Here is a 24,956-nt window from a genome sequence, read left to right on the forward strand (position 1 = left end):
GTAAGTTTCCTACAACAAAAACCGAAATTTTCCCGGTTAGACTGACTTAGTTGGCATTTTTCTTGTGCCATTCCTACACATAAGACAAAACCCGAGGGAGTCGAAGGCATGACGCAGGGCCGTACCGAGACGGAAGAATCAATCGATCTGTCCACCACCGCCGGCAAGCTTGCCGAATTCCGCCGCCGCCAGAATCTGGCACAGGCGCCTTCGGGTGAAGCCGCCATCGAAAAGCAGCACGCTCGCGGCAAGCACACCGCACGCGAACGCATTGAGCTGCTGATGGACGAAGACTCCTTCGTCGAATTTGATGCCCTTGCAGTGCACCGCTCCACCGCCTTCGGCATGGAAAAGAAGAAACCTCTGGGCGATGGGCTCGTTTCCGGCTACGGCACCGTAGATGGCCGCCTTGTCGCCGTGTACTCGCAGGACTTCACCGTCTACGGCGGCTCCCTCTCCAAGGTCAATGGCGAGAAAATCGTCAAGGTCCAAGAATTCGCGCTGCGCAACGGCTGCCCGGTCGTCGGCATCCTCGACGGCGGCGGAGCACGCATCCAGGAAGGTGTCGCCTCGCTGGCCATGTTCGCGGACATCTTCCGCAACAACGTCCACGCCTCCGGCGTCGTCCCGCAGATTTCCCTGATCATGGGCCCAAGCGCCGGCGGCGCGGCCTACTCCCCCGCACTGACCGACTACGTGATCATGGTCGACAAGACCAGCCACATGTTCATCACCGGCCCCGACGTCATCAAGACCGTCACCGGCGAAGAGATCGATATGGAGTCCCTTGGCGGTGCACGCCAGCACAACGCGAACACCGGCACCTCCACCTATTTGGCCACCGACGAGGAAGACGCCGTGGAGTTCTGCAAGGAACTGCTGGACTTCCTGCCTTCCTCGAACCTCGCCGACGGGATTGTCGCCGAATTCGACGAGGACCTGGAACTCAACGACGATGATCTGTCCCTGGACACATTAATTCCTGATTCCGCGAACCAGCCATATGACATGCGCAAGGTGATCGAGTCGGTTGTCGATGACGCTCACTTCTTCGAGATGCAGGCGCTCTACGCGCCAAACGTCATGATCGGCTACGCCCGCGTCGAGGGGCGCACCGTAGGCGTGGTGGCCAACCAGCCAATGCAGTTTGCCGGCACCTTGGATATCGCCGCCTCGGAGAAGGCAGCCCGCTTCGTGCGCAATTGCGATGCCTTTAATATCCCGATCCTGACCTTTGTGGACGTCCCGGGCTTCCTGCCCGGCAAGGACCAGGAATTCCAGGGCATCATCCGCCGCGGCGCGAAGCTGCTCTATGCCTACGCCGAGGCCACCGTGCCGAAGCTGACCGTCATCACCCGCAAGGCCTACGGCGGAGCGTACATCGTGATGGGCTCCAAGAAGCTTGGCGCAGACCTCAACCTGGCGTGGCCCACGGCGCAGATTGGCGTGATGGGTGCCCAGGGCGCGGTGAATATTCTCTATCGCCGCGATCTGGCCGCGGTAGAAGCCGAAGGCGGCGACGTCGAGGCGCGCCGCAAGCAAATTATCGAAGACTACGAAGCGGAACTGCTCAACCCGTATCAGGCCGCCGAGCTTGGCTACATCGATGCGGTGATCGCCCCGAGCGAGACCCGCCTGCAGCTAGTGCGCGGGCTGCGCGCGCTGCGCGATAAGCATGTGACCCTGCCTCCAAAGAAGCACGGCAATATCCCGCTGTAAGCGGCGGACTCATTGACCAGCAACTAATTTTCTCAAGGAGTAGCCTGTGCCCGAGCAAAGCACCGCCAATGCGGCCGCCCTCATTACCGTGACCAAGGGCAAGCCCAGCGCCGAGGAACTCGCGGCGGTCACCGCGCTGCTCGCGGCGATGGGCACCGCCGCACCGGCAGCAAGCGAAACCCCAGCCGAACCACAGCGCGTGGCACGCATTCGCAAGCGCCGCGCGCTGACTCCCCGCCTCGGCTGGAGCTTAGGCCGACGTTAGAGGCAGCTGGTATTGCACCCCGGCGTTCTGTCGAAAGACAGGGCTCCGGGGTTTATCGCATTCCAAACAAGTGTGCCGGCAATTACCCAATACTCTTCAACAAATCTTTCATATCTATTAGTGTTAGCTCCATGACATCCACTGCTACGCAGCGCGTGCCGACGGGCATCGACGCCATTGCGGAAAATTTCTTTGCCAAGACTCTCGAATTAGTTCCGGAGTACGGCGTTTCATTCGGACTCCCCGGTTACGAGTCGGCCTATTCCGACTACTCGCCCAGGGGCACCGATCAGCAGATCGAGCTATTGCGGGAGACTCTCGCGGAACTTGAGGCGGCGAAGCCACAAGATGACATCGACTCGGTCACCCTCGATGCGATGCAGGAGCGGCTCGGCCTGGATCTGGAAATCCAGCTGACCGGACGCACCGAGCTGAACAATATCGCCTGCGCGGCGCAGGAAATCCGTTCGGTCTTCGACCTCATGCCGCAGCAGAGCGCAGCGGACTTCGCATTTGTGGCCGCCCGGCTTGCCAACGTCCCGCAGGCGATTGACGGCTACATCGCCTCATTGCGCGATTCGGCCTCCAAGGGGTTGGTGTCGGCTAAGCGTCAGGTGAATATCGTCGCCGGCCAGTGCCGGGATTATGCAAAAGACGGTGGGTTCTTCGATCGGCTAGCCACCTCCGGTGCCGAGCAAGACCCCGAGCTCGCCGAGTCGCTGAACGCCGGAGCGTCCCTGGCGAAGAACGCCTACCTGAAGCTTGCGCAAATGCTTCGGGAAGAACTGCTGGCGCAGGCCCCCGAGGAGGATGCGGCAGGCCGTGAATACTACGCGTTGATGTCCCGCCGCTTTCTGGGTGCATCGGTTGATTTGGACGAGACCTACGCCTGGGGAGTCGGCGAGCTAGATGCGATCATCGCGGAGCAGCAGCGCGTGGCCGAACTGATCAAGCCCGGCGCCTCCATCGAGGAAGCCAAGGCGATCCTCAACGCTGATGCGGCGCGCAAGCTGGACGGCACCGAGGCCCTGAAGAGCTGGATGCAGGACAAAGCCGACAAGGCGATTGCCGAGCTGCGCGACAGGCACTTCGATATTCCAGCCCCGATGGATCGAATCGAGTGCCTGATCGCCCCGACAGAAGACGGGGGAATCTACTACACCGGGCCCTCGGAAGATTTCACCCGCCCCGGACGCATGTGGTGGTCGGTGCCGCCGGGCGAAGACCAGTTCTCCACCTGGTCGGAGCTGACCACCGTGTACCACGAAGGGGTACCGGGCCATCACCTGCAGATAGGTACCGCGCAAATGCAGGCGAACACGCTCAATAGCTGGCGCCGGCTGCTCTGCTGGGTTTCCGGACACGGCGAGGGGTGGGCGCTGTATTCCGAGAGGCTGATGCACAAGCTGGGTTACCTCGATGATCCGGGCGACTATCTGGGCATGCTTGATGCCCAACGCATTCGTGCGGCCCGCGTGGTCTTCGACATTGGCGTGCATCTGGGCCTGGCGGTTCCTCCCCAGTGGGGCACCGGAACCTGGGACGCCGATAACGGGTATGAGTTCTTGCAGAAGAATCTTGATCTCACTGAGGGCCAGCTGGACTTCGAATACAACCGCTACCTCGGTTGGCCGGGCCAGGCCCCCAGCTATAAAATCGGCCAGCGGCTCTGGGAGCAGGCCCGCGACGAGGTTGCCGCCCGCGATGGCGGGCAATTCGAGCTCAAGGACTTCCACACCAAGGCGCTGAAACTCGGCTCGGTGGGACTTGATACGCTCAACCGCGCCCTGCTGAGCTAGGCAGCTAGCCAAGCCGTTGGCTGCCGGGGATTCCCGGCAGCCAACGGCTCCTGCCGCGTCATTAACCGCGGTAGTTGGACAGCTGGATCAGATTTCCGCAGGTGTCATCCAATACGGCAGTGGTCACCGGGCCCATCTCTGTGGGTTCCTGGGTGAACCGCACGCCCAGGGCGCGCAAACGCTCATACTCGGACTGGACATCGTCAACCGCGAATGAGGTCAGCGGAATGCCATCGGCGAAAAGAGCCGCCTGGAATGGTCGCGCCGCCGGATGCTCGGCAGGTTCCAGCAGGACCTCGACGCCTGCCTCATCTTCTGGCGAGACAAGTGTCAGCCATTTGAATTCACCCACCGGCACATCGTGCTTCTTCACAAATCCGAGAATTTCGGTGTAGAAATTTCGGTGTAGAAATTTCGGCCTTCGCCTGGTCATCAACCATGACGCTAGTGATATATACCCGCATGATTTCTCCGATGTTCGTCGTCGCACGCCTAAGGCGAATCCCCTAGCGGCATCCAATCTACCGACTTTCAAAGCCAATTGGTCATCGTCAATAGCCGGCGGACCGACCCCTGCGCAGGCGGTGCGGTTGGCCAGTACGCGGTGCCATTCCATTGCGTGCAGCCCGGAGCCCAAGAACTGCTGAGACCGTTCGTTGCGCGTTTTCGTCTGGCGCCGACCGTTCGTACTGCCATCTTGTATTTCACCGGCAATAACCAAATCCTTGGAAGCATAATTGCCTACGAAAATCCATCCGAACACCGCTGGCGGAGACTTCCGGCATGCCGCGCAGGGCCCCTCCGAATGCCGGGGCACTCGGAGTAATCCGCAAAACACCTCTGGATTTCAGCCCAGATCGGTGACCGGTCGCACAGTAATTGAGCTGTCAATAACGGAATAATCCAGAATCGTAATGTTGCGTAACTTTAACTGCGATGGTTGGCGTTTTCCGGCATACCGTTTTAGTCATGTCTAACACCGCACCTTCATCCCGACTGCCTCGTTGGATGACCAGTTTCGGTCCGCAGATTATCGCTGCGTTGATCGTCGGTCTGATCCTCGGCCTGGTCGCCAAGTACACCGGCAGCACTTCCGAGGAACCCAACGCGCTCGGTGAAGCCCTGCAGATCATCGGCTCCAGCTACGTTGCCCTGCTGCGCACGGCCGTCATCCCGCTCATTTTCTTCGCAGTGGTTGCTTCCATTGCCAATCTGGCACAGGTGACAAATGCTGCACGCCTGGCCTGGCAGACCCTGCTGTGGTTCGGCATCACCGCGCTGATCTCCGTGACCATCGGCATGGGACTGGGCGTGCTGATGCAGCCCGGCGCCAATACCGGCCAAAGCGCACCGGCCGAGTACGACGGCAAGACCGGCGACTGGCTCGGATTCCTGACCGGGCTGATCCCTTCGAACTTCCTGGGCCTGGGCGCAAGCACCAAGCTCGCCGAGGATGCGGCCACCACCTCGATCAGCTTCAATGTGCTGCAGATCCTGGTGATCGCCATCGCCGTGGGCATTGCCGCGCTGAAGGTCGGCAAGGCGGCCGAACCATTCCTGGCCTTCTCCGCCTCGATCCTCGCGATCATCCAAAAGGTGCTGTGGTGGATTATTCGCATCGCCCCGCTCGGCACCGTTGGCCTGATCGGCAACGCCGTCGCAAGCTACGGCTGGGACACCATTGGGGCGCTGGGCAAGTTCACCCTCGCCATCTACATCGGTCTGGCCCTGGTGCTCTTCGCCCTCTACCCCATCCTGGTTCGCTCCCACGGCCTTTCCATCAAGCAGTACTTCTCCGGGGTGTGGCCCGCGGTGCAGCTCGGTTTCGTCTCCCGCTCCTCCATCGGCACGCTGCCGCTGACTCAGCGCGTGACCGAACGCAACCTCGGCGTGCCCTCGGGCTACGCATCCTTCGCCGTCCCCTTGGGTGCAACCACCAAGATGGATGGTTGCGCAGCCATCTATCCGGCGATTGCCGCCACCTTCGTGGCGCAGTTCTTCGGAATTGACCTCGGCGTGACCGACTACCTGCTAATTGCCCTGGTTTCGGTTCTGGGCTCGGCTGCTACTGCCGGCACGACCGGAGCGGTAGTGATGCTGACATTGACCCTCTCCACCCTTGGACTTCCGCTGGCCGGCGTTGGCCTGCTGCTCGCGGTTGATCCGATTGTTGACATGGGCCGCACCGCGGTCAACGTGGCCGGCCAGGCCTTGGTCCCAACGATTGTCGCCAAGCGCGAAGGCATCTTGGATGCGGAGCTGTACAACGCCCCACGCAATGGCAATCCATTCGCCGACGACAGCATCGCGGCCACCCAGGATCAGTCGGCGGCAACGTCGGCAAATGCCTAGTTCCCCTCAGGTCCGAGCGGCCTGAGCAGCACCCAGCGGTCGGCATCCTCCCATCAGGAGGATGCCGACCGCTTTTTCGTGGGGCAGAACACAACTCCCCACTTTGCACAGCGTGCAAGTTTGCACGTAGTGTAATTACGTGACTTCCAATGGCACCGGCACGCGCCGCGAACTCAATAGGCAGGCGACGCATCAGGCGATCGTCGACGCCGCCCTTCGACTGCTGCGCGAGGGGCACGGCACGGCGATCACCGCCACCCAAATCGCCGAAATTGCCGGCATTTCCCGGCGCACCCTGTTCAATTATTTCCCCTCCGTAGATGCAATCTTGTCCTACCCCCTGCACGCGGTGCTCGAACACATGGTCGAGACATTAACTCCCCTGACCGACCAGCTGCCACTGATGCAAGCAGTGGTCCGCGCCTTGGAATCCGAGCGGGCCACCGAGCTTTTGGGGCAGGTCGCGCAATTCGGCGCCTATCTGCGCCGGCAGGAAAACGGAACCTGCTACCCGCCGAATTTCATTGCCTGGCAAAGCGCCACCGGCGACGTCATCGCCAAAATAGCCGCCCGGTACCCGCATACCGATGCCTACTCCATCCGCGTGTTCACGCATGCCATCCTCGGGGCCGGGCAAGCGGCCTTCGATACGTGGATCGACCAGCTGCCCGAGCCGGATGCGACCGGGCTGCACGTTTCCGACGAACTCATCTCTTCCTTCCATCGGCTCATCACCCGGGCCATGGAAACACTCGATGCGGGTTTCAACTCGCTGCCATTGACCGCACCAAACTCGCTCAAGGAAGACTAAGCCATGGCTACGTTCCTTTACCGCCTCGCCTCGTGGGCCCACAGGCACCGTTTCCGCATGCTCTCCATGTGGATTGCGGCGTTTATCGCCATCGGCGTCTGTGCCAGCCTGTTCATGGGGCAGCTGTCGAACACCTTCACCCTGCCGGGCACCGAAACCCAGCGCACCATGGACCGGATGAAGGAAGAACTCCCCGATCTTGCCGGCGGACAGGGCACCATCGTCTTCCGTGAAGGTTCAAACCGCGAGTTGAACGCGGACCAGAAATCGGCGATCCAGGACTCCCTGGATCAGCTGGCCTTGCATCCGCAGGTCGTCGAGGCCATGAGCCCCTTCGAACTGCAGAAACAGCTTGATGACGCCAAGCCCGAGCTGGACAACGCCCAACAAGAACTGGTGGACGGGCAGAAAGAACTCGACGATGCCAAGGAACAGGTAGCTAACGGCAAGGTACAGCTCGCGGACGGCCAAAAGAAGATCACCGAGGGCTGGTCCGAACTTTTCGATGGCACCAAGGAAATCGAGGACGCCGAGCCGCAGATCGCCGCGGCCGAAAAGAAGCTGGCCGCCGGTTGGAATGAGCTACGCGCCGGTGAAACCCAGCTGAACAGCGGGCAGGCGCAGCTGAACGACGGCGAAAAGAAATACAAGGCGGGCCTCGCCGAATACAATGCGGGATTCGAAAAGTACCAGTCCGGGCGGAGCCAGTTCGAGGCCGGAGAAAAGCAGCTCGATCAGGCAGAGGCGCAGCTGAACGCAGGCGAGGAAGAATACCGGGCGGGGCTGGACAAGCTTCTGGACGGCAAGTCCCGCAGCCAATTTGACAAGGAACTAGTTGCCGGCAAAGAGCAGGCCACCGAGGGCCTGGCGAAGGCCGAAGAGGGCCTGAAGACCATTGAACCGCAAATCTCGGAACTGGAATCCCAGATCCCCGGAGTCGAACAGGCGCTCAAACAGGCCGAAGCCGAGGGTGACGAAGCCCTGATTCGCGAGTACACCGAAAAGCTGACGGCACTGCAGGGCGGCCTCGCCGAACTGAACGCCGCCAAGCTGCAGGCCACCGAGGGCAAAGCTCAGGCCAGCGCCGCGCTGAAGCAGATCGACCAGGCCGAGGCGGGCCTGAAGCAGCTGGATGCCGCGCGCAAGGAATTGGATGCCGGGGCCACCCAGGCCGCCGAAGGCCGCCAGGAGCTCGAGGCTAGCCGCGGCGAACTGGCCTCCGCCAAAAAGCAGCTTGACCAGGCCAAGGCACAGCTTGCCTCGGGCAAGCAAGAAATCGATGCGAACAAGTCAAAGCTGGCGCAGGCGCGTGCCGAAGTTGAATCCGGCCGCGCCGAGCTCAACGCCGGACAGGCAGAATTCGACAAGCAAAAGGCTGCCTTCGTAGCCGGCAAAGCGCAGCTGGCGGACGCAGAGAAACAGCTGCGCGAGTCCGAAACGACGATCAAGGAAAAGACCAAAGAGCTCGAAGAGGGCGAAAAAGACATCGCCAAGGGAGAAAAAGACCTCGAGAGTGGACGAGCCGAACTTGAGTTCGCCTCCCGCCAGGTAGGCGCCAGCGGGGACATGCGTTTCGTCTCCGAAGATGGCTCCACCGCCGTCTCCCAAGTCAGTTTCCGCATCGCGACCGACGCATTGACCGCGTCGGATCGTGAAGCCATCACCGCAATCGCCAGCGGGCCGCAGTCCACCGGTGTCGAGGTGCTCTTCTCCAAGGAAATCCTGCAGGACATTTCGGAGGTCTTCGGCACCGCCGAAATCATCGGCGTGGTGATCGCCGCCGTAGTCCTGCTGGTCATGCTCGGCACCCTGATCGCCGCCGGCTTGCCGCTCTTGCTCGCCCTGCTGGGTGTTGGCGCCGGGGTGGGCACCACGCTTGCCTTCTCCTCGATGTTCACCATGGCCTCGATTACCCCCGCATTGGCTTTGATGCTGGGACTCGCGGTGGGAATCGACTACGCGCTGTTCATCATTCACCGCCACCGCACGCAGTTGCTCTCCGGCATGGAGGTCGGTGAATCGATCGCCCGCGCGGTGGGTACCAGCGGCAATGCCGTAGTCTTCGCCGGGCTGACGGTCATCATCGCGCTGTCCGCCCTCGCGGTTCCGGGTCTGCCGTTCTTGACGGTGCTCGGACTCTCCGCGGCCTTTACCGTGCTCTGCTCGGTGTTGCTGAACATCACGCTGCTCCCCGCGCTGCTGGCCATGGCCGGCTCCAAGCTGGTGTCCAAGCGTGCCCGGAAAAAGGCGGACAAGCCGGTGGCCAAGGAACCTGTCTCGGCGCGCTGGGTCCGCCTGGTCACCAAGATCGCGATTCCCGTGTCGCTGCTGGTGGTCGTGGTGCTCGGCGCCATTTCGATCCCGGTATCGCAGATGCGTACCGCCTTGCCCGATGGCAGCGCCGAAGCCGCCGACTCACAGGCCTTCCAGGCCTATCAGCAGACCAGCGACAAGTTCGGCGCCGGCTACAACGGCCCGCTGCTGGTCCTCGCGGACCTTCCCGCAGACCTATCCGAGCGGCAGGCCGAATCCAAGTCATTGGATATCGCAGACATGCTCCGTGAATACGACGGCGTGGTCGCCGCCATCCCGGTGACCATGACCGAAGACAGGTCGCTGTCCGCGATCCAGGTGATCCCGGCAGATGGCCCCGCCTCCGCCGCCACCGAAGCGCTGGTGCACGAGCTGCGCGACGACGCCCAGAGGATCAACGACGCCACGGGCGCCAAGATCGCGGTGACCGGCCAGGTCGCAGCGCAGATCGATGTCTCGGAGAAGGTGACCTCCGCCTTGCCTCCGTACCTGGCCATCGTGGTGGGGCTCTCGCTGATCCTCCTCCTGCTGGTCTTCCGATCGGTAGTGGTTCCGCTGTTGGCAACCGGTGGCTTCCTGCTTTCGCTGGCTGCGGCCTTCGGGGCCAGCGTCATGGTGTACCAGTTCGGCTGGATGGGTTCGGTCTTCGACGTCAATGTCCCCGGCCCGCTGCTGAGCTTCCTGCCGATCCTGCTCACCGGCATCCTCTTCGGTTTGGCCATGGACTATCAGGTATTCCTGGTCTCGGCGATGCGTGAGCACTACGCCCACGGATTGTCGGCCAGGGACGCGGTGCGCTCGGGCTTCTCCATGGCCGCCCCGGTGGTGACCGCGGCCGCGTTGATCATGATCGCGGTATTTGCCGGATTCATCTTCTCCCACCTGTCAATGATTCGGCCGTTGGGCTTCGCCTTGGCCACCGGGGTGCTCTTTGATGCCTTCGTGGTACGCATGACGCTGATTCCAGCGATTATGCACCTGCTGGGCGACAAGGCTTGGTACCTGCCGAAATGGCTGGATAAGATCCTTCCAGACGTGGATGTCGAGGGCGCAAAGCTCAATGAGATGCTGGACCGCAAGGCCGAGCGGCCGCTCGGCGAAGCTTCGGCCAAGGAAGAGGTAACCGTATGACCGCTAGCAAAAAGAGCGCCCGGCTGCTGCTGGCCTCCGCCTCCGCGGGGCGGCAGAAGTTATTGTCCGATGCCGGGCTGGCCTTCGGAACCCAAGTCTCGCGCGTTGACGAGGATGCAGTGTTGGCAGCCGCCGTGAGCGCCAGCGGTCCGCAAAGCCCGGAAGCAACCGCGCTGCTCCTGGCCCGGGCCAAGGCCGAGAACGTCGCCGCAGGTGAGCACCCCGAGGGCACAGTGGTGCTGGGGTGCGACTCCGTCTTCGAGCTCGATGGCGTGGCCTATGGCAAGCCCTATACCGCCGAGGTGGCCCGCGAACGCTGGCAGCAGCTCAGTGGAGCCACCGGCATCCTGCATTCCGGGCATTGGCTGGTCGACACCGACGCCCCGCAAGGCGCGAGGGGACGTGTCTCCTCGACCACCGTGCACTTCGCCGAGGTCAGCGACGAGGAAATCGAAGCCTACGTGGCCAGCGGTGAACCGCTGCCCTGTGCCGGCGCATTCACCATCGATGGCTTGGCCTCGGCCTTCATCGAGTCCATCGAAGGGAACTTCCAAAACGTGGTGGGTCTGGATATCTTCGTGCTGCGCGAGCTGCTGGCGGAAGCCGGAATCCCGATTGTAAGCCTCTGGAAGTAGCCATCTCCCGCCGCGTCCCTGTCCAAGATTTATTCTCGGACAGGGACGCGGTGTTTAACTATCCCCCCTCGAATCCGTTGGCCCCCGGTTCACCGGTTTGCCCCGCGAAAGAGGATGAAACGAAGCGTGGAATACGGTGCCTGTTAGGCCTCAGGACATCAGGAGTTTTGTCTTTGGACCAAACGACAGCACATTTTGTAGGAACCCTCCAAAAATATCGGCCTAACACCCCAGATTTTCCGGATAAGTACATATACTTCCCACAAAGCCGATAGGCTCCTAGGTGAGAAACCCTAATTTTTTATAGACAAGGTTCACCCATGAATCCATTGACGAAGGTGCTAATCGCCAACCGCGGCGAGATTGCAGTGCGAATTATCCGTGCAGCACGCGATGAAGGAATCGAATCGGTTGCGATCTACTCCGACTCGGACCGCGATGCGCTGCACGTGCGCCTGGCAGATGAAGCCTACGCACTGGGCGGCACCACCGCCGCCGAATCCTACCTTCGTATCGAGAAGATTCTGGATATCGCACAGCGTTCCGGCGCCGACGCGATCCACCCCGGCTACGGCTTCCTGGCCGAGAACGCCGATTTCGCCCAGGCCGTTATCGACGCTGGCCTGACCTGGATTGGCCCCAGCCCGGATTCTATCGACCAGCTGGGCGACAAGGTCAAGGCGCGCCATATCGCCGAGAAGGTGGGCGCTCCCCTGGTTCCGGGAACCAAGGATCCGGTCGCTTCGGCCGAAGAGGTCTACGCATTCGCCGACGAGTTCGGCTTGCCGCTGGCCATCAAGGCCGCCTACGGCGGCGGCGGACGCGGCATCAAGGTGGTACGCAACCGCGAAGACATCGGCGAGCTCTACGAGTCCGCCGTGCGTGAAGCCATCGCGGCCTTCGGCCGCGGCGAATGCTTCGTCGAGCGCTTCCTGGATGCCCCGCGCCACGTGGAAACCCAGTGCCTGGCCGACATCCAGGGCAACGTCGTGGTGGTCTCCACTCGCGACTGCTCCTTGCAGCGCCGCAATCAGAAGCTTGTCGAGGAGGCCCCGGCGCCGTTCCTGAGCGAAGCGCAGATCACCCGGCTCTACGAATCCTCCAAGGCGATCCTGCGCGAGGCGAAGTACACCGGTGCCGGCACCTGCGAATTCCTCGTGGGACAGGATGGCGTCATTTCCTTCCTCGAGGTCAACACCCGCCTGCAGGTGGAGCACACCGTCTCCGAAGAGGTCACCGGGCTGGATCTGGTCCGCGAGCAGTTCCGCATCGCCCGTGGAGAAGAGCTCGGCTACACGGACCCCGAGGTCCGCGGCCACTCCTTCGAGTTCCGCATCAACGGCGAAGACGCCGGACGTGGATTCGTCCCCACCCCTGGCACCATCACCAAGATGACTCTGCCTACCGGCCCCGGAGTGCGCGTGGATTCCGGCGTCGAAGCTGGCGAGAGCGTCTCGGGCAACTTTGACTCGATGATCTCGAAGCTGATCGTCACCGGTTCCACCCGTGAGATCGCCGCGGCCCGCGCCCGCCGCGCGCTGGAAGAATTCCAGCTCGAAGGCATGGCCACGGTGCTGCCATTCCACCGCGCGGTGATGAGCGATGCGGCCTTCGTGCCCGAATCCGGGCCTTTTACGGTGCATACCCGGTGGATCGAAACCGAATTCGCCACCGTCATCGAGCCGCACCCGATGCCACAGGTCGAGGCGGAAGAAGCTGCAGAACGCACCTCGGTCACCGTTGAGGTTGCCGGCAAGCGCTTGGAAGTCACCTTGCCCTCCTCGCTGGGCGCGGCATCTGCCGCCGCGAATGACAAGGCTGCCAAGAAGAAGCGCAAGCCGGGCCGCAAGGCCGGGGCCGCCGCTGGAAACAGTGCCGAGCTGCGCTCGCCCATGCAGGGAACCATCGTGAAGGTAGCCGTTGAAAGCGGTGACACCGTAGCCGAAGGCGACTTGATCGTGGTGCTCGAAGCGATGAAGATGGAGCAGCCAATCACCGCGCACCGCGCTGGCAAGATCGAGGGCTTGGAAGTCAGCCCCGGTGAATCATTGTCCTCCGGTGCCGTGATCGCTTCGATCGTCGACGCCGACTAGTCTAACAGGCAGCACAAAGCCGGGCTTGTTTGACCTTGGAATCCTAGGTCAAACAAGCCCGGCTTTTGCTTTCTGCCCCGGCCCTTCCCTGCCGGAATCTTGGAGGTGGCTACTCCAGGTTCTCCGGTCCGGCTTTGGCTTCCTGCGCTTTTCCGGTTTGTGCAACGTACCGCTTGTAGGTGCGCAAGGCGCTCAAGTGCATGAAGAAGAGCACTATCTGCACTAATGCGACCAGTACCCAGACTCCGGTGATCAGGTAGTTGGGCTCCGCCCCGCGTGTGGCTTCGTCAATGTTGTCCAGAATGTTGGAGGCGGCAATGGCCAGGCAACCGGTGAGGAACATAGCAGATACAAGGACTTCCGCCTTTTTGGACAGCAGATATTTCATTGTCCCCCGGCCCTACCGCAGCTCTTCGATGGTGACGGTCCACCCGCTGAAGTTCGCCGCATTGACGTCCAGGTAGTAAGTGCCCGCGCTCTTATGGAGGGCAGTTTCATCCTCTGCAGGGCCATCAAGCATGACCTCGGGAAGACCTCCGTCTTCGAGCAGCACGATCCCTTCTTCCAAGACGTAGATGGCACCGATGGCGAAATCCTCGCCGCCGGCGAACGAGTACGTCATGCGGGCTTCCGCGCCAGTCAGCTCGAAGGTGGAGCTGGATTTGTCGGTTCCGCCTTCCATCGTGACCACTTCTTGCCAGGTTGCAGCCTCTTCGACGGCTTCGCCGACCGGGTCTTCGGCTTCTTCTTCTGTTTCAGCCGGGGCTGCTGCCGCGGAGCTGGGATCTGCCTGCTGCGACACCGCCGGCACGTCTGCGGCCGTCTTGGCAAGCATTGCGGCACTGCTGCCGCCCGACACCATCCCCACGACCAGCAACGCGGCGGTGACAATCCACGCAACGAGCCGGTATTTAGCGTAGCCCTCCAGCAACCTGCCGGACTTGTCGCGCATCGAGCCGGTCAGGATGATGATCCAGTCGATCAGCACCCACACTCCCAGACCACCGAAGGTCAAGAGCTTCAGCACTCCGGTACCGATCTTGCCGAGATAGAACCGGTCCACTCCGAGGAACCCGAAGAACAAGGACAAGAGCCAGGTGGCGACAAATGATTTTGCTGGCGCCTGGTCACCGGGATAACCCGGAGCCCCATAAGCCTGCTGAATATGGTTGGACATGATATTCCTCAATCTCGCAGCTAGAAGCTGCGTCATAGGTAGTGATGATCAGTTATTGCTTGGTCCAGGTACCGCAACGGCTCAGCTCGAGGTCTTGGCCTTTGCCCACGGTGACCGAAGGACGTCCGCCGCCCGGGATGTCATTGTCGATGATGTCCCCATTGGTCCCTGTTTTGAGCACTGCCCAATAGCAGTCGCTGGAGACTGGCGCGTCAGACCTGTAGGTTCCGGCCTTGATATCCACGCCAATGGTCCACACGCCGTTGCTGACGGTATTGGCTTCTTTCTCGTCCTCGGCCTTGCCGACGGCTTTCTCGCGTTCGGCCAGCGCAACGTCGATTTCATCCAGCTCCTCCTTGCGCTCGTCGAGCCCCTTGGATCTGGAATCCAGCTCGTCGCTGCGCTCAGCCAGCTCGGCTTCCCGGGTTTCGGTTTCGTCCCGGTACTCGTCGAGTTCTTGCCGCACCTCGTCGCGCGCCTCCTCGAAGGCATCCCGTTCGCCTTCCACGGCGGACTTCTCGGCCCCCAGAGCGGCGTATTCCTCGCTCTGGGTCGGATCCATGCTGTCGGTTCCGACAAGGAAACCGACGGCCAGCGTTCCCAGCAGGACCACGAGCGCCAGCAAAGGTTTGAACCATCCGCGGCGCTTTCGGTTGACGTGCGAAGAATCAGCTGTGGAGGATTGCTCGGTGGAATTCATGGTTACCGCTCCTTTTCTAGAAGAATGTCCACCCCGGAGTCGGGGTGGTAGGACCAGGAAATTGCCACGCCGTCCCAGCTGTCGTCTTGGCGGCCATCCAGCGCCCGGGTGCTGTCGATCTTGCTGATCACCGATCCGGGGACCTCCAGCCCGGCCAGCACGCAGGCAATCTGCGCGAAATCCTCCGTTCCGGAATCCCAGATGTCGCTGCCTTTGCTGTCCAGCTGCAGTGCCTCTCCGTCATCCAGCACGAGAAAGCCTTCCGCGGAAACTTCGCACTCCTCGACGGCGCCCGCAAAGTCCGGGCCGCCGGCAAATAGCCCGGGGCTCGACATTCCGGCAACCGCCAGCGCACCGATGAGGCAACCGGCAACTCCGCCAATTGCTGCTGGGAGCATCCACCGTCGCGGCAAGCGCGTTGCCTGCGCCGATTCGCTGGTTTCGGCTTGCGGTTGGTCCGCTGTCTCCGACATGTCGCTGCCTCCTGGAAAGTGATGTGATCTGCTGGGCCGGACCGCGTCCCCAAACTTGGCCCGGCCCAACCGGATGCCAGCTTGTGCTGACGAATCCAAGCTACGGAGAAATTCAACATCGAGTCACTAAATACTCTGATAATGGGGGTTATCAAAGAAATTGAGAATATTTCTGGGAACTCTGACATGATGGAGAAACCAACAATCGGCGCCGCAATTCCAGGAGGTGTTCATGGAAAATCAACACAGCGACCTCATGAGCATGTCCGATATTGCGAGCCTGGCTCAGGTCAGGCGTCCCGTCGTGAATATGTGGATCAAGCGGCATGCCGCCGGCACCACACCCTTTCCAGAACCTGCCGTTGTCCGCGGCGAACAGCGCTATTTTTTCTCGCATGACGTGGTGTCGTGGCTGGAAGAGACCGGCAAGGGGAACAACCCACATGTCCGGACCGACGCTGGAATAAATATCCAGATTGATCCGCAGGACATCGAGCCATTGACCGCCCTGTTGGCCTTGAGGACCCTGATCGGCGAGCCTTTGGGCACCTACGCAGCCGATGACCTCGTGGACCTGGCCGACGAAGAAGATCCGGATGATGAGTTCCTTTTCAAGGAAATCCGTGAATCCCGGAACCTGCAACATCTGGCAATGAGGGCGGATATGTGCGCTGACGCCGCATATACGGCGGCTCACGCTTTGGAAGCCATCTATTCGGCGCGGAATACCGATGACCTGAAGGAGCTGTCCCAAACGTCTCTCAGTGAAGACGCGCTCTCGTTCCTCGCGGACTTGGCCTTGGCCCTGCGCGGTGAAGGCGCGATAGTTGAGGCCACCCGCGGCGGAAGCGACCTGCTGCTCGGCACACTGGCGCGGCTCCCGGAAACAGAATCGCTCACCGTTGGCTTGCAGCAACCGAACACGGCCGCGCGGTCGGCACTGGCGCGAATGGCCTTGCGGCGAGTGGTAGCCGTTGCTGCAGGCAAAGACAATGTCATCTTGGACTCAGGCCATACGGACGGACAGGCAACCTATCTGGCCCAGCTGCCGTCCTCCGAGGTCCCGGATGCCCCGGCAAGTGCCTTGCTTTCCCAAATCGATGAGCTCGCGCTCAGCCTCGACCGCCAAGACAGGGCACTGATCGTTGGACCAGCCTCGATTCTCAGCGATCCGCTGGAGGACAAGGAGCTGGACTCGATCCGCTCAACGATCCTGCGCAGTCGACGTGTTCACGCGATCGCTTCCCTCCCACCTGGGGTGAGGACCGCGATGCCGCGACAGCGCATGACCTTGTGGATTCTTGGGCCGGAACTGCCAAGCACCGGAGAGAGCCCGGCACGCATACTCGTTACGGATCTGAGCCTACGGACTTTGACGCAGCTGCTCAATGCGGATTTTGGCGCGCAGTTGGCGTTTGGTCTGCGAAATATGACCAGCAAGAGACCAGTCGCCGTAATCCACTCACGCTGGATGCCGCTTCCCACGGTGGTCGCTGCATCCGGAGGACTGATTCCCGCACCACGCATGGAGCGGGAGATCTACACCGACTACGCAACGTCCGCCCGAGCCGTCACCGAGTTGGAGGCTCTTGCCGAAATAGTGCAGGAAACCAACGAAGCTCGCCCCGGTTTTCCCTTCGAATTTTCTGCATTGGAAACTCGACTGGACTTCAAACGCGGACATGAACCAACTATCGGTGAGCTGCTTGAGTCCGGTGCCTTGAAGCAACTGCCGGGCACAAGATTTGCTCCAGATGATGTCGACGACTTCGGACATTCCGGCATCGGCATCTGGGAGACAAGGTTGCTACCCAGTGCCAAAACGGATGCAACTATTTCCCACTTCGCTTTGGCTAACGGCTATGGGAACAGCCAACTGTCCGAACCCGACGATATTGTCTTCAGCACAACTGGCGAAGTCCGGGCGGTCGTAGATCGCGAAGGTGCTCGAGTGGTGAGTTTCCCGGCAAAGGCATTGCGAATCACCGCGGACAATTCCAGTGGGCTGATCCCCGACCTCATAGCGGAAGCGCTTAACCGCCAGCAGCTGAAGCAATGGCGGAGAACGCATATCCGTATCTGTCCCGATGACAAAAAAGAACTGCTGGTTCGAGCTTTGGAGTTTCTGAAGAATGAGCAAAAGATCGCGCGAAAAAGAATAGAAGCGATTAACGCGCTTGAAAACTCATTAACCAATATGGTTATTGACCAAAAAATTGACATGATTGATCGCAGGACCCAGCGAAAGGAAGGCAGCAATGCCACCTCGTAAAAAGTCAGCGGCCCAAGCCGCGCTTCCTTCAACTATGAAGGAACTCAAAGACACCTTGTGGAAAGCTGCGGATAAGCTTCGCGGATCCATGGATGCCTCGCAGTACAAGGACGTCATCCTTGGTCTGGTCTTCCTGAAGTACGTCTCGGATGCGTTCGAGGAGCGGCGTCAACAGATCCGCGCCGAATTGACGGACAGCGGATTGGCGGAGGCCCAGATCGCCCTGCTGATTGATGATCCAGACGAGTACACCGGACATGGCGCATTCTTTGTTCCAGATGCCGCTCGCTGGTCCCACCTGGCTGTGAATGCCAAGGGCCTGTCCGCGGTTGACGGAAATGCTCCGAAGAACATCGGTGAGCTTGTGGACACCGCCATGGATGAATTGATGACAGCCAACCCAACGCTGGCCGGCACCCTACCGCGCATTTTCAACCGCGACAGCGTAGACCAACGCCGCTTGGGTGAACTGATTGACATGTTTAATAGTGCGCGGTTCACGGGTGAAGGTTCAACGCGTGCCCGCGACCTGCTCGGCGAAGTCTACGAATACTTCCTGGAGAAGTTCGCCCGTGCCGAAGGCAAACGAGGCGGCGAGTTCTACACGCCAGCAGGCGTCGTGCGAGTCCTGGTTGAAGTGCTTGAACCCCAGAGCGGCCGCGTCTACGACCCTGCGTGCGGTTCGGGCGGCATGTTCGTCCAGACCGAGAAATTCCTTGAATCCCATAATGAGGATCGTACGGCGATTTCGGTCTATGGCCAGGAGCTCAATGAGCGTACCTGGCGAATGGCCAAGATGAACCTGGCCATTCACGGCCTAAATGCCAATTTGGGCCCCCGCTGGGGCGACACCTTCGGCCGCGATCTTCACCCGGAGATGAAGGCCGACTACATCATGGCCAATCCACCATTCAATATCAAGGACTGGGCGAGGAACGAGGAAGACCCCCGCTGGACCTACGGTGTTCCGCCCACCGGCAACGCCAACTATGCGTGGATCCAGCACATCCTGTCCAAACTTGCACCCGGCGGATCCGCCGGAGTGGTTATGGCCAACGGATCGATGTCGTCTAATTCGGGCGGTGAAGGAGACATCCGAGCGAAATTGGTCGAGAACGATGTGGTCTCCTGCATGGTGGCACTGCCAACCCAGCACTTCCGCTCCACCGGCATCCCCGTTTGCATCTGGTTTTTCGCAAAAGACAAAACCGCCGGTGCCGGAGGTTCCATTGACCGCTCGGGGCAAACGCTGTTCATCGATGCCCGCAATATGGGACACATGGTTGACCGCGCCGAGCGAGCTCTCAGTGATGAGGATATTTCAACTATCGCCAATACCTTCCATACGTGGCGTGGCAAGGAATCAGCCGAAGGCGCCTACAACGACGTTCCAGGCTTCTGCTACTCGGCCTCGACTAAGGAAATCAAGGATTCGGGATACGCGCTAACACCAGGACGCTTTGTCGGTGCAGCTGACGTCGAAGGCGACGGTGAACCGATCGAAGAAAAGTTGGAACGGCTGAAGAATTCGCTCTTCGAGCAATTCAAGGAGTCAGAACGGCTGTCTAGCGTTGTGCGAGAACAGCTGAGGAGGATTAGTTGAATCATGTAATCGCTCGCGATCTAATTTCGCAGGGTTTTCTACGAATCGAAGATGGAAACCACGGGAATGATCGCCCCCTTAAACACGAATTTAGCCAAAATGGCACACCATTTATCAGGGCCGCTGATATGACCAGCGGATTCATTGATTTTGAATCAGCTGGCCGAATCAATTCGGAAGCTCTGAATAGAATCCGCAAAGGACATGGTCGCGGCGGTGATGTGCTACTTTCTCATAAGGGAACAGTTGGGAAAGTAGCTATTGCACCGATTAATTCTTGCAATTTCGTATGTTCCCCCCAAACGACTCTTTGGCGCTCGCTGGACGAGTCGGTTATTTTTCAAGGGTTCCTTCGATACCTCTTGCTGTCTCCAGATTTCCAAAGACAGTTGAACGTACTAGGTGGACAAAGCGATATGGCACCTTACGTTAGCCTGACCGATCAGCGAAGTATGAGGCTTTGGTTGCCAGCGATCGAGACCCAGCAAGCCATCTCTGAAGTTCTTGGAGCGCTCGACGACAAGATCGCGGCCAACTCCAAGTTGGCCAATACGGCCGACGAGCTTGCGTACTCCATTTACACGAATGCGACCGATACCAGCAAGCTGACTCCAATGAGTCAAAAGCTCGTGCCCGTTCTCGGCGGAACTCCATCACGTTCACGGGAAGACTATTGGGGTGGTAAGGAACACTGGATTTCAGCTAGAGATATCACGGGCGCTTTCAGCCATATTGTCCTAAACACTGAAGAAAAAATTACGAGCACCGCGACAGGTGAAACCAAAGCAAAACCACTACCCAAGGGCTCGGTAATCCTTACTGCGCGAGGTACAGTCGGCGCAGTAGCTCGACTCGGCGAACCATCATCCTTCAATCAGTCCTGCTACGGATTCGTTCCTGGGGAAACGTCTGCGTCTATCTTGTTCTTTGCAATTCGATCGGCAGCGGACCACGCAAAGACGATTGCCCATGGCTCCGTATTCGACACGATTACGAAGCGAACATTCGACCATTTGCACATGCCTAACTTGGAAAAAGAAGAGTCTGAAAAATTAGAACGCCAATTGGCGCCGTTATTGGCTACGGTCGAATCTGGTGCCCGTGAAAATTTGCAACTTGCCGCTACCCGCGACGTGTTGCTTCCTCAATTGATGTCCGGGAATCTCCGAGTCAAAGAAGCCGAGGCCAGGGTCCACGAAGCTGGCGTGTAATTTTTTGCCACTCAGCTAGCCGTACCTTTGAAACCACGGAGAAACGTGAGTAGAACCGATGAATGGGTCTGAAGACAACGGCGCTGATGATAAATCAAACGCCGGGTTTTCGAATGCGCCAGCACGATCCTCTGTTCCGCAATGGTACGGCGACCTCCTGACGGCTGTCTCCGCGCGTATCGAGACTGGGCAAGCTCGTACTATTTCCGCGGTAAATCAGGGATTAATCCACACCTATTGGGGCATCGGTTCGGAGCTCCTCGCCCGAGAAACCGAGGAAGGCTGGGGCGCACGCGTGGTGACGCGCTTATCTTCTGACTTGAAGGAACGGTTTCCTGACGCGCGTGGGTTCTCTCCGCGAAATCTCCGGTACATGAAATCGCTAGCCGAGGCATGGCCGGGCTCAGTAATGTTGCAAGCGCCGCTTGCAACATTACCTTGGTACCACCACATCGCTTTGCTAGAGAAACTTGATAATTCCGAGGCTCGGCTCTGGTATGCATCGCGAGCTATCGAAGAAGGCTGGTCCCGTAATTCCCTCGTCCACGAGATCGAGACGCACCTGCATGAACGTTCCGGTAAAGCAGTAACCAATTTCCACGACAGGCTTCCCGAATCGGCTGCCACTCTGGCCCAAGAGTCCATCAAAGACCCATATATCTTTGATTTTCTGTCGCTGGGCAACCAACGCAACGAGCGGGACCTCGAGAACCAGCTCATCAAGCATGTCGAGCATTTCCTGCTCGAACTTGGCCGTGGATTCGCCTTTGTCGGGCGGCAAATGAGACTGGATATCGCCGGAGACGAGTTCTTCCCGGACCTGCTTTTCTACAACTTCAAGCTCCGCCGCTTCGTCGTCATCGAATTGAAAGTCACCAAATTCGAACCGGGCCACCTCGGGCAACTGGGAATGTACATGAGCGCGGTAGACGACCTTCTCGCGCAGCCAGACGATGATCCCACCATCGGACTGCTCTTGTGCAAGACGAAGAACGAAGTCGTGGCCGAATACGCGTTGCGTGGGTTCAAATCCCCCATCGGAGTCGCCGAGTGGGCCACCGAAATCAAGGACTCCCTGCCGGCGGAGCTCGCCACCGGACTTCCAACCATCGAAGAGCTCGAATCCGAACTCGAAGATGCCCAACAGCTAGACCAGCAGTCCTAGGAAAGGATCCCTCATGAATTCGATGAACAACGAGGATGTCTGGGAAGGTATCACTCTCGAACGGCTCGGCGAAGAAGGCTGGGAGCCCAAGCACGGCAAAGACATTGCCCCTGGCACCGGCGAGCGCGACTCCTGGGATGAACTGGTGATCAAGCCGCGCCTGCTTGCCGCCTTGCGTCGGTTGAATCCTGGGGTGCCGGACCAGTATCTGCAGCAAGCCTTGGCTGAAATCATCGCTCCCAAATCCCAAGATGCCATTGCGGAGAACTACCGGGTCCACCGGATGTTCACCGAAGGCTACCGGTTGTCCTACTACGATGCCGACGGCACCGAGCACAACCCGACCCTGCGCCTGATGGGCATGGAGGAAACGGACAACCAGTGGCTTGCCGTCAACCAGGTCCGCCTCGTGCAGGGCGAGTACGAACGCCGTTTCGACGTAGTGCTCTACTGCAACGGCATGCCCGTGAGCATCATCGAGCTGAAGAAGGCCGGTGCGGTCTCCGCCACCGTGGCCACGGCCCACGCACAACTGCAAACCTATCTGCGCGAATTCCCGTTGGCCTTCCGCTTCTGCATGTTCACGCTCGCTTCCGACGGACTGGATGCACGGTACGGCACCCCATTTACCCCGCTGAACCATTTTTCGCCATGGAAGGTCGATGACGACGGGGTGCCGGTGGAAACCGGCCATGACCTCAGCGGTGAAGCGCCGCTGCCACTGGAAACCGCTCTATCCGGGCTTTACAATCCTTCCCGCTTCCTCCAGCTGCTCTTCTGGTACACCGCCTTCGACGGCGGCGAGGAGCTGCAAAAGCGCATCGCCAAGCCGCACCAGTACTTTGCCGTGGCGAAGGCGGTGGGCTCGACCATTACAGCGGTGAAGTCCACCGGCAAGGCCGGGGTGGTCTGGCATACCCAGGGCTCGGGCAAGTCCATGGAAATGGAGCTCTACGCCAACCGGGTGATGCGGCACGCCCAACTGAAGAATCCGACCATCGTGGTGATCACCGACCGAAACGAATTGGACGGCCAGCTCTTCGCCGGGTTCGAGCGCTCGCTGCTGCTCCCGGACACTCCCATGCAGATCCAACGGCGCAGCGACCTGCGCGCTGAACTGTCCAACCGGGTGACTGGCGGCATCTATTTCACCACCTTGCAGAAATTCGGCAAGACCAAGCGCGAACGCGAAACCGGACAAAGCCATCCATTGCTGTCGGACCGCAAGAACATCATCGTCATGGTGGATGAGGCCCACCGCAGCCACTACGACGATCTGGATGGCTATGCCCGCCACCTGCGCGATGCGCTGCCCGGTGCCACGCTCATTGCCTTCACCGGCACCCCGATTTCCTTCGAAGACCGCAACACCCGCGACGTGTTCGGCGACTACATCGACGTCTACGACCTGTCCCGGGCAGTGGACGACGGGGCTACCGTTCCGGTGTACTTCGAGCCGCGGCTGATCAAGGTGCAGCGCTCGGAAGAATTGAGCGAAGAGGACATCGACAATGCGGCTGATGAGGCCACCGTCGGTCTGGACGACACCGAACGAGTCAAGATCGAGCAATCGGTGGCCGTGGTCAATGCGGTCTACGGAGCCCCGGAGCGCATCGAGATGCTCGCCAAGGAAATCGTGGATCACTGGGAGGAGCGTCGGGCAACCATGTCCGGGTTCATCGCCGAACCGGAGGGAAAACCCACCTACGGCAAGGCCATGATCGTTGGCGGAACCCGGGAAATCTGCGCGAACCTCTACGCCGCGGTCGTCAGGCTTCGCCCGGACTGGCATAGCGATGAGTTGACCGCCGGCAAGATCAAGGTGGTCTATTCCGGGGATGCCACGGATGTGCCACCGGTGTCCACGCATGTCCGCCGCGACTCGCTGAACAATATTGTCAAGGCCCGGGTGAAGAACCCCGAGGACGAACTGGAATTGGTCATAGTCAAGGACATGATGCTCACCGGCTTCGATGCCCCGGCCTTGCATACCCTGTACCTGGACCGCCCGCTCAAGGGCGCCCTGCTCATGCAGACCCTGGCCCGCGTGAACCGCACCTTCCGCGGCAAGCAAGACGGGTTGCTGGTGGCGTTTGCCCCGTTGGCCGATAATCTGGCGGCGGCCTTGCAGGAATACTCCTCCACTGACCAGAAGCGCAAACCCGTGGGCCGCAACGTCGAGGAACTGGCGGTCCTCACCAAGCAGCTGATCGCCCAGATCGAAAAGATGCTGGCCGGTATCGACTGGCGGTTGCTGCGCAGCGGGCCTTCGGCCCGTTCCTGGCTCGGCGCGGTGCACAGCACGGTGAACTACCTGCGCGATCCGCTGACTCCAGGCAATCAGCCGGCCGAAGGAGAAGCCAGCCTCGCGGCTACCTATCGCGTCGCCTCTTCGGCCTTGGCGCGCGCCTGGTCGCTGTGCTCCGCCTCCGGCGCGGTGGATGAGCTGCGCGCAGATGTGCAGTTCTTCGAGGAAGTACGTGTCTGGATGGCGAAATTCGATGCGCAGGAGCGCCGCGCCAACGGGCGCCCGATTCCAAGCGAGATCCAGACGTTGCTGGGGAACCTCATTGCCCGGTCCACCGATGCCACCGGTGAGGTCTTGGACATCTACGAAGCCGCCGGAATGCCCAAGCCCAGCTTGGGCCAGCTCACCCCGGAGTTTGTTGCGAAGGCGAAGAAGGCCAAGAACCAGCATCTGGCCATCGAGGCCCTGCGTAAATTGGTAGCAGAGGAATCCATCAAGGTCACCGCGCACAACATGATTCGGCAGCGCGCCTTTTCGCAGCGCATCACCGAACTGATGCGCAAATACACCAACCAGCAACTCACCAGCGCGGAAATCATCGCCGAGCTGCTGGAGATGGCCGACGAAATCACCGATGAGGCCAGTCGTGGCGAACGCTTCGAGCCGCCGTTGGACTACAAGGAACTGGCGTTCTACGATGCCATCAGCCAGAACGAGTCCGCGGTCGATCTGCAAGGTCCGGGAATTCTTGCCGAGATCGCCCGACAGCTCGTCGCCATGATGAAAAGGGATGCCAAAACCGACTGGACCGTACGCGAAGATGTACGCGCCAAATTGCGCTCCCAAGTCAAACGACTGCTGGTGATCAACGGCTACCCGCCAGACCAGCAGCCCGAGGCCATCAAGCTCGTGATCGAGCAGATGGAAACCATGGCCCTGCGCGAGAACGCCGCCGCTAGGGTGCACTGATGCCTCATCCTGGCCTTCCT

Annotated in this window: 18 protein-coding genes; 13 read left to right on the plus strand and 5 right to left on the minus strand. The window is 60.3% G+C overall.

The annotated features are described in order from the left end of the window. Positions 1 to 108: 108 nt before the first annotated feature. From ACT3TP_RS02440 to ACT3TP_RS02450, 3 genes are all read left to right on the plus strand, one after another. Positions 109 to 1,719 carry an acyl-CoA carboxylase subunit beta gene (locus tag ACT3TP_RS02440; protein ID WP_444619114.1) on the plus strand — a complete coding sequence of 537 codons (1,611 nt, stop codon included), beginning with the start codon at positions 109 to 111 and terminating at the stop codon, positions 1,717 to 1,719. A gap of 46 nt (positions 1,720 to 1,765) precedes the next feature. Then, positions 1,766 to 1,984, plus strand: coding sequence for an acyl-CoA carboxylase epsilon subunit (locus tag ACT3TP_RS02445; RefSeq protein ID WP_096287529.1), 219 nt, complete (start codon positions 1,766 to 1,768; stop codon positions 1,982 to 1,984). Between the two features lie 131 nt (positions 1,985 to 2,115). Continuing rightward, positions 2,116 to 3,783 carry a DUF885 domain-containing protein gene (locus ACT3TP_RS02450; protein ID WP_444619116.1) on the plus strand — a complete coding sequence of 556 codons (1,668 nt, stop codon included), beginning with the start codon at positions 2,116 to 2,118 and terminating at the stop codon, positions 3,781 to 3,783. A 61-nt stretch (positions 3,784 to 3,844) separates the two neighbouring features. Here ACT3TP_RS02450 and ACT3TP_RS02455 read toward each other — a convergent pair whose 3' ends face one another. Further along, positions 3,845 to 4,156: a VOC family protein gene (locus tag ACT3TP_RS02455; protein WP_444619118.1), complete on the minus strand. Its 312-nt coding sequence runs from the start codon at positions 4,154 to 4,156 to the stop codon at positions 3,845 to 3,847. Positions 4,157 to 4,752: 596 nt separating this feature from the next. Here ACT3TP_RS02455 and ACT3TP_RS02460 point away from each other — a divergent pair. From ACT3TP_RS02460 to ACT3TP_RS02480, 5 genes are all read left to right on the plus strand, one after another. Further along, entirely contained in the window at positions 4,753 to 6,135 is a 1,383-nt protein-coding gene (locus tag ACT3TP_RS02460) for a dicarboxylate/amino acid:cation symporter (RefSeq protein ID WP_176484225.1), read from the plus strand. A 139-nt stretch (positions 6,136 to 6,274) separates the two neighbouring features. Further along, entirely contained in the window at positions 6,275 to 6,946 is a 672-nt protein-coding gene (locus ACT3TP_RS02465; protein ID WP_096287537.1) for a TetR family transcriptional regulator, read from the plus strand. 3 nt (positions 6,947 to 6,949) lie between these two features. Continuing rightward, a complete protein-coding gene (locus tag ACT3TP_RS02470; RefSeq protein ID WP_444619120.1) occupies positions 6,950 to 10,390 on the plus strand; it encodes an MMPL family transporter in 3,441 nt (1,146 codons plus the stop codon). Then, positions 10,387 to 11,025, plus strand: coding sequence for a Maf family protein (locus ACT3TP_RS02475; protein ID WP_444619122.1), 639 nt, complete (start codon positions 10,387 to 10,389; stop codon positions 11,023 to 11,025). The genes ACT3TP_RS02470 and ACT3TP_RS02475 overlap by 4 nt, the downstream gene beginning before the upstream one ends. 320 nt (positions 11,026 to 11,345) lie before the next feature. Then, positions 11,346 to 13,118: an acetyl/propionyl/methylcrotonyl-CoA carboxylase subunit alpha gene (locus tag ACT3TP_RS02480; RefSeq protein ID WP_105569877.1), complete on the plus strand. Its 1,773-nt coding sequence runs from the start codon at positions 11,346 to 11,348 to the stop codon at positions 13,116 to 13,118. Positions 13,119 to 13,227: 109 nt separating this feature from the next. On the opposite strand, the gene ACT3TP_RS02485 is transcribed toward ACT3TP_RS02480, so the two are convergent. The 4 genes from ACT3TP_RS02485 to ACT3TP_RS02500 are packed head-to-tail and all read right to left on the minus strand — an operon-like array spanning position 13,228 to position 15,468. After that, positions 13,228 to 13,506: a hypothetical protein gene (locus tag ACT3TP_RS02485; protein WP_096287545.1), complete on the minus strand. Its 279-nt coding sequence runs from the start codon at positions 13,504 to 13,506 to the stop codon at positions 13,228 to 13,230. Between the two features lie 12 nt (positions 13,507 to 13,518). Then, the gene (locus ACT3TP_RS02490; protein WP_444619125.1) at positions 13,519 to 14,295 is read right to left on the minus strand and encodes a TM2 domain-containing protein; all 777 of its coding nucleotides are present in this window, start codon (positions 14,293 to 14,295) and stop codon (positions 13,519 to 13,521) included. Positions 14,296 to 14,347: 52 nt separating this feature from the next. After that, positions 14,348 to 14,995: a hypothetical protein gene (locus ACT3TP_RS02495; RefSeq protein WP_444619127.1), complete on the minus strand. Its 648-nt coding sequence runs from the start codon at positions 14,993 to 14,995 to the stop codon at positions 14,348 to 14,350. A 2-nt stretch (positions 14,996 to 14,997) separates the two neighbouring features. Beyond that, positions 14,998 to 15,468, minus strand: coding sequence for a hypothetical protein (locus ACT3TP_RS02500; RefSeq protein ID WP_444619129.1), 471 nt, complete (start codon positions 15,466 to 15,468; stop codon positions 14,998 to 15,000). 232 nt (positions 15,469 to 15,700) lie between these two features. On the opposite strand from ACT3TP_RS02500, the gene ACT3TP_RS02505 reads away from it, so the two are divergent. The 5 genes from ACT3TP_RS02505 to ACT3TP_RS02525 are packed head-to-tail and all read left to right on the plus strand — an operon-like array spanning position 15,701 to position 24,936. After that, positions 15,701 to 17,740 carry a hypothetical protein gene (locus tag ACT3TP_RS02505; RefSeq protein WP_444619131.1) on the plus strand — a complete coding sequence of 680 codons (2,040 nt, stop codon included), beginning with the start codon at positions 15,701 to 15,703 and terminating at the stop codon, positions 17,738 to 17,740. Beyond that, positions 17,727 to 19,343, plus strand: a complete 1,617-nt coding sequence (locus ACT3TP_RS02510; RefSeq protein WP_444619133.1) for a class I SAM-dependent DNA methyltransferase — start codon at positions 17,727 to 17,729, stop codon at positions 19,341 to 19,343. Before ACT3TP_RS02505 ends, ACT3TP_RS02510 begins: the two co-directional genes overlap by 14 nt. Further along, the gene (locus tag ACT3TP_RS02515) at positions 19,340 to 20,554 is read left to right on the plus strand and encodes a restriction endonuclease subunit S (protein ID WP_444619135.1); all 1,215 of its coding nucleotides are present in this window, start codon (positions 19,340 to 19,342) and stop codon (positions 20,552 to 20,554) included. The genes ACT3TP_RS02510 and ACT3TP_RS02515 overlap by 4 nt, the downstream gene beginning before the upstream one ends. 58 nt (positions 20,555 to 20,612) lie before the next feature. Beyond that, on the plus strand, positions 20,613 to 21,719 hold the full coding sequence (locus ACT3TP_RS02520) for a PDDEXK nuclease domain-containing protein (protein WP_444619137.1): 1,107 nt from the start codon (positions 20,613 to 20,615) through the stop codon (positions 21,717 to 21,719). 22 nt (positions 21,720 to 21,741) lie between these two features. Continuing rightward, positions 21,742 to 24,936, plus strand: a complete 3,195-nt coding sequence (locus ACT3TP_RS02525) for a type I restriction endonuclease subunit R (RefSeq protein WP_219843937.1) — start codon at positions 21,742 to 21,744, stop codon at positions 24,934 to 24,936. Positions 24,937 to 24,956 lie beyond the last annotated feature (20 nt).

Origin of the sequence: Glutamicibacter sp. AOP38-B1-38 (assembly GCF_052377485.1) — a bacterium.
In the GTDB taxonomy this organism is placed as follows: Bacteria; Actinomycetota; Actinomycetes; order Actinomycetales; family Micrococcaceae; genus Glutamicibacter.

Excerpts from the sequence above, each read along its gene's own strand:
- ACT3TP_RS02505 (WP_444619131.1), top strand. The coding sequence starts at position 15,701 with ATGGAAAATCAACACAGCGACCTCATGAGCATGTCCGATATTGCGAGC.
- ACT3TP_RS02485 (WP_096287545.1), bottom strand. The coding sequence starts at position 13,506 with ATGAAATATCTGCTGTCCAAAAAGGCGGAAGTCCTTGTATCTGCTATG.
- ACT3TP_RS02500 (WP_444619129.1), bottom strand. The coding sequence starts at position 15,468 with ATGTCGGAGACAGCGGACCAACCGCAAGCCGAAACCAGCGAATCGGCG.
- ACT3TP_RS02495 (WP_444619127.1), bottom strand. The coding sequence starts at position 14,995 with ATGAATTCCACCGAGCAATCCTCCACAGCTGATTCTTCGCACGTCAAC.
- ACT3TP_RS02440 (WP_444619114.1), top strand. The coding sequence starts at position 109 with ATGACGCAGGGCCGTACCGAGACGGAAGAATCAATCGATCTGTCCACC.
- ACT3TP_RS02490 (WP_444619125.1), bottom strand. The coding sequence starts at position 14,295 with ATGTCCAACCATATTCAGCAGGCTTATGGGGCTCCGGGTTATCCCGGT.
- ACT3TP_RS02480 (WP_105569877.1), top strand. The coding sequence starts at position 11,346 with ATGAATCCATTGACGAAGGTGCTAATCGCCAACCGCGGCGAGATTGCA.
- ACT3TP_RS02525 (WP_219843937.1), top strand. The coding sequence starts at position 21,742 with ATGAACAACGAGGATGTCTGGGAAGGTATCACTCTCGAACGGCTCGGC.
- ACT3TP_RS02510 (WP_444619133.1), top strand. The coding sequence starts at position 17,727 with ATGCCACCTCGTAAAAAGTCAGCGGCCCAAGCCGCGCTTCCTTCAACT.
- ACT3TP_RS02520 (WP_444619137.1), top strand. The coding sequence starts at position 20,613 with ATGAATGGGTCTGAAGACAACGGCGCTGATGATAAATCAAACGCCGGG.
- ACT3TP_RS02470 (WP_444619120.1), top strand. The coding sequence starts at position 6,950 with ATGGCTACGTTCCTTTACCGCCTCGCCTCGTGGGCCCACAGGCACCGT.
- ACT3TP_RS02450 (WP_444619116.1), top strand. The coding sequence starts at position 2,116 with ATGACATCCACTGCTACGCAGCGCGTGCCGACGGGCATCGACGCCATT.
- ACT3TP_RS02475 (WP_444619122.1), top strand. The coding sequence starts at position 10,387 with ATGACCGCTAGCAAAAAGAGCGCCCGGCTGCTGCTGGCCTCCGCCTCC.
- ACT3TP_RS02460 (WP_176484225.1), top strand. The coding sequence starts at position 4,753 with ATGTCTAACACCGCACCTTCATCCCGACTGCCTCGTTGGATGACCAGT.